This window comes from Enterococcus alcedinis (assembly GCF_014635985.1).
Classification (GTDB): Bacteria; Bacillota; Bacilli; order Lactobacillales; family Enterococcaceae; genus Enterococcus_I; species Enterococcus_I alcedinis.
The window spans coordinates 115,487-129,295 of sequence record NZ_BMDT01000002.1 but is presented as its reverse complement, the minus strand read 5'-3'; the positions used below and the strand labels follow the sequence as shown (position 1 = coordinate 129,295).

Here is a 13,809-nt window from a genome sequence, read left to right as displayed (position 1 = left end):
TTAGTAATGTTTATATAAAGGTATGACAAAAAATTAAAGATGGATCATGTATAGAATGGCTATTCTAATTTCAGAGAAGATTAACGCTATTTAAGCGAATGTTGATTTTCATAATTTGTATTTTCTTATTATTTGAATTAAATTTAAGAAAGAAGGATGAAGATGAAAAAGAAAAAATGGATTGTTTTGGTTGGCGTTGCAGCAGTTGCACTCGGCGGTTTGTTTTATCAAGAAATGAAAGAAAACGAAGTCGTTGATGCTCAAGCGGAGCTTAAAAGTAATCAACAATTGGTCGGTAAAGATGGGGATTTGACGTTGGCTGTTGAAAAATTGGAAGATGCTTCAGGTTATTTGAAGATGAGCATAAAAGAAGATGATTTTACTCAGTTAGAAGCACAATTGGCAGCCGTGAAATCTGAAAATGAGCAATTGATTGCTAAATACAAGTTAAAATCCAATGCGGTACGTCACGTTGAACGTTTAGAAGAAAAACTAAGTTTACTTCGCCAACGATTTGAGTTTCAAGAAGAAGTCAATCGGTTGTTTATAGATGGTACCGCAATTACTCAAGGAGTCTTTAATCAAAAATTGGTTTTAAAAGAGGACCTGACACAGCTTGATATCGATAAGTTAGAAGCATCATTTGAACAAACTTTTGAACATCAAGAAGGTTCATGGATTACAATGATTAAACAATCACTACAAGATATTTCAGGACAGGTGATTATTATTGACAATGCTTCAAGGATGATAGCTGATTCTAAAGTGGAAGATGCCAAAAATTTAGTGATTTTGCTAAACAACATTACAGCGACTGAAACAAAAATCGCGTTGCTTACCCAAGTAACAGGGGAATTACGTGAAGCTGTTTTTGAAGAATTGCAACTAAGTAATAGATTGTAGTTACAGGATATTAACATATTCGACAGGTAGGTTTCGAATCATAAATAAGATAATGGAAAGGTCAACGCTCACCATAATGATTAGCGTTGACCTTTTCATTATCTTATTTGTTAAAAGGAGGGGATGAATATTGAATATTACTTATCCAAGGCGTCAATTTCATGGGTAACGTCAAGATCAAATTCTAAATGATTGGAATGCGTACGTAAATTGAGATTTAATAAATCTTCAATGTAATAGTAGAGAATGTATAAAGTATCCACATCTTTTACAGGACGTTCGTCAAGTTTTATGGAAAATGTATAAGTGGCAATCTCTCCTTTTTTTATAGGATCCAACGGTAATGATGAAATCGAGTAGGCTTCTTCACCTTTGTCAGTAATAAAAGCCATTTGAAATTTCATAAAGGATGGATCAAAGGGTTCACTATAATTAAAATTTTGAATTTCTACTTCTAACTTTATGTTGCGGTTATTTTTTTGATGTTTCAGTAGTTGAGCTTCTGTATAGTATTCTTTCATTGCCTCAGTATTTTCAGTGCTAATTTTTTTGAATGTCAATCCGATTAGTGGTTCGCCATCTTGATAGATAATCCCTTGTTCATTGTTTCGATAAAAATCTTTATCTGTTGTAAACCGTTCATCATGATTCGGTTTTAAATATGTAAAATCGCCTAATCGAATGGCTTCATCTTTACTCAATTTTTTTGGCGTTGAGGTACATCCAGCCAAAAGTAAAAATAGAAGTAAATAAAATAGATTTTTCTTCAACTGTTTTAACCTCCCCGATTTTAGAAGTATGGACTTGGTTGTTATTGATTGTATTTTATCATATCAACAAGATAAATAATACTATGGATGGTATTATCGTATTGTTAGATAATATTGATTTTAAAACAAAGACAAATAGGTACGCATGGCATTTCGACGCTGTTTTGATAAAATCGACTTCTGTGCGGGCTATCGTATTTACAATCGGTCGAGGTGTCATGATTTTTTCATTGAAGGACACGTGGAAGTATCGAAGTTAAGTAAAAGAACGACAAATAGAAAAGAAAAATCGGATGAAATTGCTGTTGTTAAACAGATTTCACCCGATTTTTTATTGTGCGGTACTTTTTTGAAAATAAAAAACCGCTTCAGCTTAAGAAACGGTTGTCTAATGTCGTATAAAATTAAACGCGCTCAATTTTACCTGATTTCAAAGCACGAGCTGACACCCATACTTTTTTAGGTGTGCCGTCGATCATCACACGAACTTTTTGTAAGTTAGGTTTAACTGTACGTTTTGAAGCGTTCATTGCGTGAGAGCGGTTATTACCACTACTTGTTTTACGACCAGTGAAGTAACAAACTTTAGCCATTATAGATTTCCTCCTTTTGCCTTGATCTGTTGGAGCAATATATTAGCATATATTTTCGGCTCATACTAAAATAACTTATCATAATTATGAAGTGAATGCAAGCTTTTTCCATCTTATTTGATTGACAATTTCAACTGAAACAGGTAAATTGAACAAGGTTAATCAATCATAATCGAGTCAGAAGTTGAAAACATAGGACTCTTTCTTTTATTTAGGGCATGTCTATGTTAAAATATTAGAGATAAGAAAAGAAGATTAGTCTATCTAAGGAGGCTTTATCGATGGCAGTTAAAATTCAAACAGCATCAGGCTTAATTGAGATTTCCAACGAAGTAATTGCGACCGTTGTTGGCGGTGCCGCAACCGATGTCTTTGGGATTGTCGGTATGGCAAGTAAGAATCAAATTAAAGATAACATTAATGAAATTTTACGTAAAGAGAATTATTCTCGCGGCGTTGTCGTACGTCAAGAAGAAAACGAAATTGCAGTGGACGTCTACACGATCATTAGCTACGGAACCAAAATTTCCGAAGTATCACGCAATATTCAAGAAAAAGTAAAATACAATCTTGAATCGATGTTAGGCATTACAGCAAACTCTGTAAATGTCTTTGTCCAAGGCGTTCGAGTGTTACCAGAAGACTAGAGGTTAAAACTACTGTGAAGTAGTTGATTTTTAAGGAGGATTATCAGTGGAAGTAACGAATATTCGCGCAAGCCAGTTCCAAGAAATGGTTCAGGCTGGTGCCGATCGTCTACAAGAGCATGCGGAGTACGTCAACTCATTAAACGTGTTTCCTGTACCAGACGGCGATACAGGAACAAATATGAATTTATCAATGATTAGTGGGGCGAAAGCCGTGAGCGATTCACCATCTGAAAAAGTTGGCGAATTAGCAACACACTTATCAAAAGGCTTATTAATGGGCGCTCGTGGGAATTCTGGGGTTATCTTATCTCAGCTATTCCGCGGATTTGCAAAACAAGTTCCAAATGTAGATACTTTAACAGCAAAAGACTTAGCGGCAGCATTTACTCACGGAGTGGATACTGCCTATAAAGCAGTAATGAAGCCAGTCGAGGGAACCATTTTAACGGTTGCGCGCGTTGCAGCTGAATTTGGTGAGAAAAAAGCACTAGAAACAACCGATTGTGTCGAAGTGATGACGGCTGTTGTCACAGGCGCAAAACGTGCATTAGCGAAAACCCCTGACTTATTACCTGTCTTAAAAGAAGTGGGTGTCGTTGATAGTGGTGGACAAGGATTATTATTTATTTATGAAGGTTTCCTAAGTGTCTTAAATGGGGAATACGTTCCAGAAAATAATTTTGATACACCCGCTGCAATGGACGAAATGATTAATGCTGAGCATCACCGTAGCGTTCATAATCACGTAGCGACAGAAGACATTACCTTTGGTTACTGTACAGAGATTATGGTGAAAATTGGCGAAGGCCCAACGGTTGATAGCGAATTTGATTACGATACATTCCGTAACTACTTAAACGAACTAGGCGATTCACTACTTGTTGTGAATGACGATGAGATCATTAAAGTTCACGTGCACACGGAGCATCCGGGTGAAGTGATGAATTATGGTCAAAAATTCGGTTCACTAATGAAAATCAAAGTAGACAATATGCGTGTCCAACACGAAATATTGGTCGAAAATGATGAAGCACCTGTGAAGAAACCTCGTGTACCATATGCGATTATTGCAATTGCAGCTGGTGAGGGCGTGCAAGAGTTATTCAAGAGTTTAGGCGCAAACTATGTGATTAGTGGCGGACAAACAATGAATCCAAGTACCGAAGATATCTTAAAAGCAATTACTGAAGTCAATGCCGATAAAGTGATTGTTTTACCAAATAATAAAAACATCTTTATGGCAGCCGATCAAGCAGCTGAAGTCGCAGAAATTCCTGTGGTAGTTGTTCCAAGTAAGACCGTTTCTCAAGGGATGACAGCGATGTTAGCCTTCAATGAGCAAGCGACTCTTGAAGAAAACAAAGAAGCGATGATCGAAATGCTTTCAAGTGTTGTGAGTGGTTCAATGACGCATGCGATTCGTGATACGTCAATTGACGGGATTCAAATTCAAACAGGCGACTTTTTAGGAATGATCGACGGTAAAATCGTTGTATCGAAAAAAGACGCGTTTGAAGTTGGTTTCGAAACCTTATCAAAAATGATCGATGAAGACACAGAAATTGTGACGATTATTATTGGTGAAGAAGGTACTCAAGAACAAGCTGAGAAATTTGAAGAAGCGATTCTTGCTTTAAATGACGAGCTTGAAGTTGAAATCCATCATGGTGATCAACCGGTTTATCCGTATCTTTTTGCAGCAGAATAAGAATCAATTAAATAAAATTGTAAAAGCTTGGTGCGAACATTACTGTTTGTTCCAAGCTTTTTTTCAAAGAAAGGAGTCAGTTTGGTGAATATAAAAGAAAGCATTACAAAATTAAGTGGTGTCGGCGCCAAACGGGCTGAGAACTTAGCGACCTTAGGTATCGAGACGATTGAACAGTTGCTTGGTTACTATCCATTTCGCTATGAAGACATTCAAGAAAGAAAGTTAGCCGAGATTCAGGATCAAGAGAAAGTCACGATTAAAGGATTGGTCGTTTCTCCGGCAGTTTTGAGTCGTTTTGGTTATAAAAAATCACGTTTACAATTTCGTATGATGCAAGAACACGATGTTTTTGCCGTGTCATTTTTTAATCAACCGTATTTAAAGGATAAGGTGGAAGTCTCGACCGAAATTGCTGTTTACGGCAAATGGGATGCCAAACGTAAAAGCTTAACAGGGATGAAAATCTTAGCACCAAAGCAAGAGGAAGATTTTGCACCGATTTATAGTGTAAATAAAGCCGTGCGGCAAGCGACGTTGATTCAATTAATTAAGCAAGGATTTGAGCATTACTATGACGCGATTGAAGAAAATTTACCCTTATCCTTAATTGAAAAGTATCGCCTGTTGTCGCGTCAAGAAGCGATGTATGCCATGCATTTTCCAAAAGATGCCACAGAGCACCATCAAGCCAAGCGACGTGTGGTTTTTGAGGAGTTTTTCTTATTTCAAATGCAATTGCAACAATTAAAACAAAAAGAGAAGTCAGAAAGCAACGGCATGGCGATTTCGTATGATGTCGATGCGTTGAAAGCTTTTACTCAGCAATTGCCATTTGAGTTAACCGGTGCCCAAAAACGTGTCACAAACGAAATTTGTCGCGATTTGCTCAGTCCAAACCACATGCAACGCTTGCTTCAAGGAGACGTAGGAAGTGGGAAAACAGTTGTTGCGGCAATTGGGCTTTATGCGACGAAAACAGCGGGGTTTCAAGGGGCGTTGATGGTACCGACCGAAATTCTCGCACAACAACACATGGAGAGTTTGCAGCAATTATATGAGGGCTTTGATATCAAAGTCGCTTTGCTGACGGGTTCGACAAAAGTCAAAGAGCGAAGAGAAATCTTAAGCCAGTTAGCCAGTGGTGAAATTGACGTCCTAGTCGGTACGCATGCTTTGATTCAAGAAGACGTCAATTTTGCTCGTTTAGGCTTTGTTATTACCGATGAGCAGCATCGCTTTGGGGTGAACCAACGTAAAGTTTTACGTGAGAAGGGATTAAAACCAGACGTGTTATTTATGACAGCCACGCCGATTCCACGAACGTTAGCGATTACGGCGTATGGCGAAATGGATGTTTCGATTATTGATGAATTACCGGCCGGTCGAATCCCTGTCATCACACGTTGGGTCAAACCACCGCAACTTGAAAAAGTGCTAGAAGCCAGTCTGGAAGAATTAGGAAAAGGACATCAAATGTATGTCATCTGTCCGTTAATTGAAGAATCCGAAATGCTCGACGTGCAAAACGCCGTGACGATTTTTGAAGAGTTACAAGACTTTTATGGCGATCGTTACCAAGTCAGTTTGCTCCATGGGAAAATGAAAAACCAAGAAAAAGATGCCATTATGGAAACCTTTAAGAACAACGAAAGCCAAATCCTCGTGTCAACGACCGTGATTGAAGTTGGTGTAAACGTGCCGAACGCGACGATGATGATTATTATTGATGCCGATCGTTTCGGTCTTGCTCAGCTTCATCAATTGCGCGGACGTGTCGGTCGTGGTGCGGCGGCATCTACGTGTATTCTCGTTGCAAATCCGAAAAACGATACCGGTAAGAAGCGCATGCAAATTATGACGGAAACGACGAATGGTTTTATCGTCAGTGAAAAAGATTTAGAGTTACGCGGCCCTGGGGAAGTTTTTGGTAATCGACAATCAGGCTTACCTGAATTTGCGACCGCAGATCTCGTAGCAGATGGGCACATCTTAGAAGTCGCAAAAATTGAAGCCGAAAGCATCTTACAACAAAAAGGCTGGGAAATCTTACCAGATTACCAACCACTCGTGAACTATCTAGGCGAACAAAAAGAAGGACAATATTTTGATTAAAGTTATAAAAAAGATGTTCAGCGCCTTATCTCCGAAATCGCTATCTTTTTTATACGGATTGATTAAAGTTATAAATCAAGTGTTAAGGTGCAAGAAATCGTAGCTCGAAAAGGGATGAATCAATGCATTCAAGTTGAGATCTTTGGCTCAATAACAGCTCCCGAAATCAATGATGCATGCCAAAGAAAAAATATGCTATACTATTCAATGAAAATGAAAGGAAGTGCCGAGTGCAATGAGAATTGCTGTTGATGCAATGGGCGGCGACAATGCCCCACAAGCAATTGTAGAAGGCGTGTTATTAGCCAGCAAAGATTTCCCGACAATTGAATTCCAATTATACGGAAAAGAATCAGAAATTAAGAAATACTTAACGAATGACCAATCAAACATTAAAATTATACATACCGATGAAAAAATTAATAGTGACGATGAACCCGTTCGTGCGATTCGTCGTAAAAAGCAAGCTTCGATGGTTTTAGCGGCACAAGCCGTGAAAAATGGCGAAGCGGATGCGATTTTTTCAGCTGGAAATACCGGCGCACTTTTAGCAGCCGGGTTACTAATTGTTGGAAGAATTAAAGGGATTGAGCGACCAGGGTTATTATCAACCATGCCAGTGATTGGTTCAGATACCGGATTTGATTTGTTAGACCTTGGAGCGAATGCGGATAATAAGCCAGAGCACTTGGTTCAATATGGTATTTTAGGTTCCTTTTATGCGCAAAACGTCCGTGGTATCAAGAAACCACGTGTTGGTTTATTAAACAATGGAACGGAAGAAACAAAAGGCAGTGAGTTGACGAAAAAAACCTTTGAATTGCTGTCACAAGAAGAAAGCATTCATTTCATTGGTAACGTCGAAGCGCGTGATATCTTAACGGGTGTCGCAGACGTTGTAGTAACAGATGGCTTTACTGGAAATGCTGTTTTAAAATCAATTGAAGGTACAGCGTTAAATATTGTGAGCTTATTGAAGAAATCGATTTTAGATTCAGGGCTTAAAGGGAAAATCGGCGCACTTTTATTAAAAGATGCCTTGAAAAACTTAAAAGACGAAATGGACTATGCAAAATATGGTGGTGCCGTGCTATTCGGTCTGAAAGCACCAGTCGTAAAAACGCATGGATCAACGGGTCCAGAAGCGGTTGCGACGACAATTCGTCAAATTCACACGATGTTAGAATCGCAAGTTGTGGCTCATTTAGTTGAAAAATTTGAACCAAAATCACAGGATTAAGTCCTGTTTTGTGACTTCAAATCGACATAAATGTAACAAAATTGAAAAAAAGCTAGACAAATCAGTCATAAATCGATAAAATTGACATAGTCCTTTTTAGACCTTGTCCAATAATGTGGAGGTGAATGCAATTGACGCGTGATGAAATATTTGCAAAAGTAGCATCAGTAATCGCTAATCATTTTGAAATCGAGGAAGATAAAGTAACCGATACGATGAGAATTAAAGAAGATTTGAATGCTGACTCAATCAGTGTCATGGAATTTGTTCTAGAATTAGAAGAAAATTTTTCAACTGAAATTTCAGATGAAGATGCAGAACAAATTCAAACAGTAGGTGCAGCAGTTGACTATATCGAAAAACATTTAGTTTAAGTAAGCCATCAATGAAAGGCAATGGATGATTCAACAGTCCGTTGCTTTTTTTGCGTTTATTGGTTCGAATAATGAACATTGCATGCTATTTTAAGTGGGTGAAGAATGGATTATCAGGTCTCTTTTCAGATGGGAAAAAGCGTCAAATGGCGCAAAACGCTTTAGATAATAACGAAGAACACTGATTAAAAGTGAAACTTAAGGCGAATCGATTAGCGGAATGCTTGAATGAACAAATAAAACCAAAAGAATTCGTTAGGAAGCGCTAGCTTAGGTTTCATAATCATTGAAAAACGATTATAATAGTGAAGTGTGAGAACAAAGGAAAGGACTGGATTAGATGGACCAAGGCTTACTAAAAAAATTAAAAGAAGAATACCGCATCACCTTTTCAAAAGGAGAGCTTTTAGAGCAAGCTTTTACCCATTCATCTTATGTGAATGAGCATCGATATTTACAACTATCTGACAATGAACGCTTAGAGTTTTTAGGCGATGCGGTGTTGGAATTGCTCGTTTCACAGTTTTTATATCGTGAATATCCAACGGTACCAGAGGGGAAATTAACCAAGCTACGTGCAGCCATTGTTCGTGAAGACAGTTTAGCGAAATTTGCGAAAGAATGCCACTTTGATCAATACATTCGTTTAGGTAAAGGCGAAGAGCATTCAGGTGGGCGAACACGGCCAGCGCTACTTTGTGATTTATTTGAAGCTTTTTTAGGCGCTTTATATATTGATCAAGGGTTAGCTGGAGCCGATTTATTTTTAGAAAAAATTGTATTCCCTAAAATTACAGCGGGTGCTTTTTCACATGAGATGGATCATAAAACCAAATTACAAGAAGTGTTACAACAATCAGGCGATGTCAATATTGAATATCGTTTAATTAAAGAAGAAGGACCGGCTCACAATCGACAATTTTGGACAGAGGTACATTGCAACGACCAAAAAATTGGCGAAGGGTACGGTAAATCAAAAAAATTAGCAGAACAAGCAGCAGCAGCCAATGCATTAGAGCGTAATCTGCATTAAGAGAGGATCAACAGTGTATTTAAAGCGAATTGAAATTGTAGGGTTTAAATCGTTTGCGAATCGAACGGTAATTGATTTTGAAGAAAACATTACTGCGATTGTCGGTCCAAACGGCAGTGGAAAAAGTAATATTACAGAAGCGATTCGTTGGGTATTAGGGGAACAGTCGGTTAAGAGTTTACGTGGCGGTCGTATGCCCGATATTATTTTTGCGGGTTCAGATACGCGTAAGGCGCTGAATCTTGCAGAAGTTACGATTGTACTTTCAAATGAAGACCAATATTTACCACTAGAATATAATGAAATTAGTGTCACACGTCGTATTTCACGTAGTGGTGACAGTGATTATTTTTTGAATAAACAGGCATGTCGCTTGAAAGACATTCAAGAATTATTTATGGATTCGGGGCTTGGAAAAGAATCGTTTTCGATTATCTCACAAGGGAAAGTCGAGGCGATTTTTAGTAGCAAGCCAGAAGACCGTAGAGGAATTTTCGAAGAAGCAGCCGGTGTTTTAAAATACAAACAACGTAAGAAACAAGCGGAGCAAAAGTTATTCGAGACGGAAGATAACTTAAATCGTGTGCAAGATATTGTCTATGAATTAGAGGAACAATTAGCACCGCTTGCGACTCAAAGTGCGAATGCGAAGCAGTATTTGACCTTAAAAGAATCATTTACTGAATTGGATATTGCCTACATTGTAGCGGAAATTTCAGAAGCCAAAACCCAGTTTGATGAGAAAAGTCAGCGCGTAACGCAACTGAAAGTTCAAGTCCAAGCAGCGAGTCAAGCGGTGATTGACGAAGAGACGGCACTGAATCGTTTACGTGAAGAACGTAGTCAACTTGACGAAGCACTCGAAGCGCACAATGAACGCCACCTTTCGTTAGTTGAGGATTTAAAACAAGCCCAAGGTCAACGTGACGTGTTGTTAGAGCGTTCGAAGCATACCGAAAAAAGTGTCAGTGAGTATCAAGAAAATCTGGCTGAAATTCAAGATAAAATGGCGCAGTTAGAAGAAGACAAAGCTGTTTGTTTGGCTGATCTGTCACAAAAAAATGGCGAGGTGCAAACGCTCGAAAAAGACCTAGAGCAAGGTCAATTGGAATTAGTGCAATATCAAAAAACAGCAAAAGAATTAATTGAAGAATTGCGTGGGCAGTATGTCGATTACCTACAGCAACAAGCAAGTACAAGCAACGAGTTGAAATACTTGGAACGTCAATATTTACAAGAAACGAGCCAAAACCAACACGTTATGCAAAAACAAGCGGCACTAGAACAAGAATTAGCTGAAAAAGAAGCGGTTTTTAAAACCAATCGTACACAATTAAAAACCGAGCAAGCCCAGTTAGAACAACAACGTACTTCTTATTTACAATTACAAGAAAAGTTAAAAGAAAACCAAATGCAATTCGAACAAGGACAAGCGAAGATGTTTGACTTAATGAGAGAATTGCAACAAGTGCAAGCACGTAAAAAGAGTCTGCAAGAAATTCAAGAAAACTATAGTGGTTTTTATCAAGGAACGCGTCATATTTTACAACACCGTCATGAGTTATCGGGGATTGTCGGAGCGGTAGCGGAACTTGTTGAAGTGCCAGACATGTATACATTAGCGATTGAAACCGCACTTGGAAATGGTGCGCAAAATTTAATTGTTGAAACCGAAAGCGATGCGCGTCAAGCAATCTCGTTCTTGAAGCGCAGTCGTGGTGGGCGTGGGACATTCTTACCATTGACGACGATTCACGCACGTCAAATTCCTGTAAGTATCCAACAGCAAGCAACGAGTGTCGAGGGCTACTTAGGTGTGGCAAGCGAACTTGTGACGTATGAAGAAAAAATTGCCGGTGTGATGGGGAATTTACTTGGAACGACGTTAATTGCGGAAGACTTAGAATCCGGCAATGCGTTAGCTCGTAAATTGCAATATCGCTATCGTATCGTGACCCTAGAAGGCGACATTATGCATGCAGGTGGTTCGATGACCGGTGGTGCGACCAAACGTGGACAACAAGGGAGCCTCTTTAGCCAAAATCAAGAATTGCAACAACTAACGAGTCGCAGTGAGCAACTAACGCAACGACTGCAAGTGGTTGAAAAACAAGTTCAAACCTTTGAACAACAAATGAAATCGGCGAGAGAAACGTTAGAACAGTTGCGAGACTCAGGTGAAGCCGCTAAAATGGCCGAGCAAGAGGCACGTAACCAACAGCAACATTTACAAGTTGAAATCGATCGCATTCATAAAGAAATGAAAGTTTTTGCTTACGAAACGGCACATGTTCAAACATTCTTGACGACTTATCGAGAAGAAAAAGAACGGAATCAAACGTTACTAAAAGAAATCGAAGCCCAGTTGGCGCGCATTACGGAGGAAATCCAAACACTCACGAATGAAGAAGATAGTTTGGAAGAAAAACGTCAAGCAGCGACACAAAATGTGGCGCAAATTCAGTCACGTTTAGCTGTTTCAAAAGAACAATGTACCCATTTGCGTCAACAAACAACGCACTTTATGCAACAAATTGAAGAACAAGAAAGTCGTGCGACGATTATTCGTCAATATTTAGCGAATTTATCAACCGACTTTTCCAGTCATGAGATGACCGAAGAAAGTTTACGTCAAAAGATTGATCAATTAATCGCTGAAAAAGAAACACTACAAGCGACAATCCAAACGACACGTAATCAACGAGTCGCTGTACAACAGGCGATTCGTGAGAAAGATCAGATATTAAGTGAAGCCAACCAACAGCAAAAGAGCCTGCTGGAAGCTAAAACAGCATTGGAAGTTGAGCGTAGTCGCTTAGATATTCTACTCGACAATCGTTTAGCTTATTTACAGGAAGTACATCAAATCACGTATGAACAAGGATTGTCGATGTACGGCTTAGTTGCCAAAACCAATGAACAGCAAGCCGAAATTCAACGGTTGCGTCAAGCAATGACCGATCTAGAACCAGTCAATCTTCACGCGATTGAACAATTTGATTTAGTCAAAGAGCGGTACGACTTTTTAACGGGACAACAAAATGATTTGATTTCAGCTAAGACACAATTATTTGAAACGATGTCTGAGATGGATGAGGAAGTCAAAAGTCGATTTAAGGAAGTCTTCGAAGGCGTGCGTCGAGAGTTCAAAAAAGTCTTTCCGAATATGTTCGGGGGCGGACGTGCAGAGCTTATTTTGACAAACCCAGAGGACTTGTTGCATACTGGAATAGAAATTGAAGCCCAACCACCGGGTAAGAAGCTGCAAAGCTTGAGTTTACTCTCAGGGGGCGAGCGAGCGTTAACAGCGATCGCATTACTCTTTTCGATTATTCAAGTGCGTCCGGTACCATTTTGTGTGCTGGATGAAGTCGAAGCGGCACTGGATGAGGCGAACGTCTTACGTTTTGGAAATTACTTACGGACCTTCCAAAATGAGACACAGTTTATCGTGGTGACGCATCGTAAAGGGACGATGGAATCAGCCGACGTTTTATATGGTGTGACGATGGAAGAATCAGGCGTTTCTAAAATTGTTTCTGTACGTTTAGAAGACGTCACGAAAGATTCAGAAATACAGCAATTAGAAGGAGCCAAGCATGATTAAATTAGTCGCCATTGATTTAGATGGTACCTTGTTAAATAATAAGAAAGAAATTTCAGCTAGAAATAAAGCAGCGATTGCCAAAGCGAAAGCTCAAGGTGTCAAAGTCGTTGTTTGTACGGGACGTCCATTGTCAGCAATCCATCCGTTTTTAGCGGAGCTGAATTTAGAAGAGCCGGGCGATTATAGTGTGACTTTTAACGGTGGCTTAGTTCAACGCAATGATACGGGAGAAATCATCGAGAAGAATCATTTAGGATTTGATGAGTTACAGTACTTGATTGAATTAGCACAATCGTTGGATTTACCGCTAGATGTTTTGTCGGAGGAAAAAGTTTACCACTTACCAACTTCCGCAGTAAATGAATCGCTTTATGCGACGATGAATCCTTTATTAACTCATTTTTGGGTCGGATTGGATGAACTTGATCCAGAGCGTGTTTACAACAAAGCGGTAATCGGTTTTGACCAAGTGTTTTTGGATCAACAAATCAAAAAAATTCCAGTCGAAATTCGTGAACAATTTGAAGTGATTAAGAGCCGTGAGATGCTACTTGAATTCATGCCAAAAGGTGTCACTAAAGCGTATGGCTTATCATTGTTAACTCGTGATTTGGGCCTAGAGCCGGCCAATGTGATGGGGATTGGTGATGAAGAAAATGATTTATCAATGTTGCATTATGCTGGTTTAGGTGTGGCAATGGCCAATGCGACAGAAGAAGTCAAACAAGCTGCGGATGCCGTGACGTCATCAAATGAAGCTGACGGTGTTGCACAAGCAATCGAAAAATATGTTTTGAATGAGGGGAGGTAATCGAC

Annotated in this window: 11 protein-coding genes; 9 read left to right on the top strand and 2 right to left on the bottom strand. The window is 39.2% G+C overall.

Features of this window, described 5'->3' with window-relative positions; all coding sequences use genetic code 11:
- The first annotated feature begins 162 nt into the window (after nt 1–162).
- On the top strand, nt 163–903 hold the full coding sequence (locus IEV09_RS03465; RefSeq protein ID WP_188366885.1) for a hypothetical protein: 741 nt from the start codon (nt 163–165) through the stop codon (nt 901–903).
- 137 nt (nt 904–1,040) lie between these two features.
- Here the strand turns inward: IEV09_RS03465 and IEV09_RS03460 are convergent, their stop codons facing one another.
- Nucleotides 1,041–1,673 (bottom strand): hypothetical protein, encoded by a 633-nt coding sequence (locus tag IEV09_RS03460; RefSeq protein ID WP_188366884.1) that lies wholly within the window; start codon nt 1,671–1,673, stop codon nt 1,041–1,043.
- Nucleotides 1,674–2,077: 404 nt separating this feature from the next.
- Nucleotides 2,078–2,266 carry a 50S ribosomal protein L28 gene (gene rpmB, locus IEV09_RS03455; protein ID WP_188366883.1) on the bottom strand — a complete coding sequence of 63 codons (189 nt, stop codon included), beginning with the start codon at nt 2,264–2,266 and terminating at the stop codon, nt 2,078–2,080.
- A 281-nt stretch (nt 2,267–2,547) separates the two neighbouring features.
- Here rpmB and IEV09_RS03450 point away from each other — a divergent pair, with 281 nt between their 5' ends.
- The 8 genes from IEV09_RS03450 (at nt 2,548) to IEV09_RS03415 (ending at nt 13,804) form a co-directional block, all read left to right on the top strand.
- Complete coding sequence (locus IEV09_RS03450; protein ID WP_188366882.1) at nt 2,548–2,913, top strand: Asp23/Gls24 family envelope stress response protein; 366 nt, start codon at nt 2,548–2,550, stop codon at nt 2,911–2,913.
- Nucleotides 2,914–2,959: 46 nt separating this feature from the next.
- Complete coding sequence (fakA, locus tag IEV09_RS03445) at nt 2,960–4,624, top strand: DAK2 domain-containing protein (RefSeq protein ID WP_188366881.1); 1,665 nt, start codon at nt 2,960–2,962, stop codon at nt 4,622–4,624.
- An 81-nt stretch (nt 4,625–4,705) separates the two neighbouring features.
- Nucleotides 4,706–6,739 (top strand): ATP-dependent DNA helicase RecG, encoded by a 2,034-nt coding sequence (gene recG, locus IEV09_RS03440; RefSeq protein ID WP_188366880.1) that lies wholly within the window; start codon nt 4,706–4,708, stop codon nt 6,737–6,739.
- A 235-nt stretch (nt 6,740–6,974) separates the two neighbouring features.
- Nucleotides 6,975–7,979 (top strand): phosphate acyltransferase PlsX, encoded by a 1,005-nt coding sequence (gene plsX / locus IEV09_RS03435; RefSeq protein WP_188366879.1) that lies wholly within the window; start codon nt 6,975–6,977, stop codon nt 7,977–7,979.
- A 131-nt stretch (nt 7,980–8,110) separates the two neighbouring features.
- On the top strand, nt 8,111–8,353 hold the full coding sequence (acpP, locus tag IEV09_RS03430; RefSeq protein ID WP_229731660.1) for an acyl carrier protein: 243 nt from the start codon (nt 8,111–8,113) through the stop codon (nt 8,351–8,353).
- Between the two features lie 340 nt (nt 8,354–8,693).
- Entirely contained in the window at nt 8,694–9,386 is a 693-nt protein-coding gene (gene rnc / locus IEV09_RS03425; RefSeq protein ID WP_188366877.1) for a ribonuclease III, read from the top strand.
- A 13-nt stretch (nt 9,387–9,399) separates the two neighbouring features.
- A complete protein-coding gene (gene smc, locus IEV09_RS03420; protein ID WP_188366876.1) occupies nt 9,400–12,993 on the top strand; it encodes a chromosome segregation protein SMC in 3,594 nt (1,197 codons plus the stop codon).
- Nucleotides 12,986–13,804: a Cof-type HAD-IIB family hydrolase gene (locus IEV09_RS03415; RefSeq protein WP_188366875.1), complete on the top strand. Its 819-nt coding sequence runs from the start codon at nt 12,986–12,988 to the stop codon at nt 13,802–13,804. The genes smc and IEV09_RS03415 overlap by 8 nt, the downstream gene beginning before the upstream one ends.
- Nucleotides 13,805–13,809: the final 5 nt, after the last annotated feature.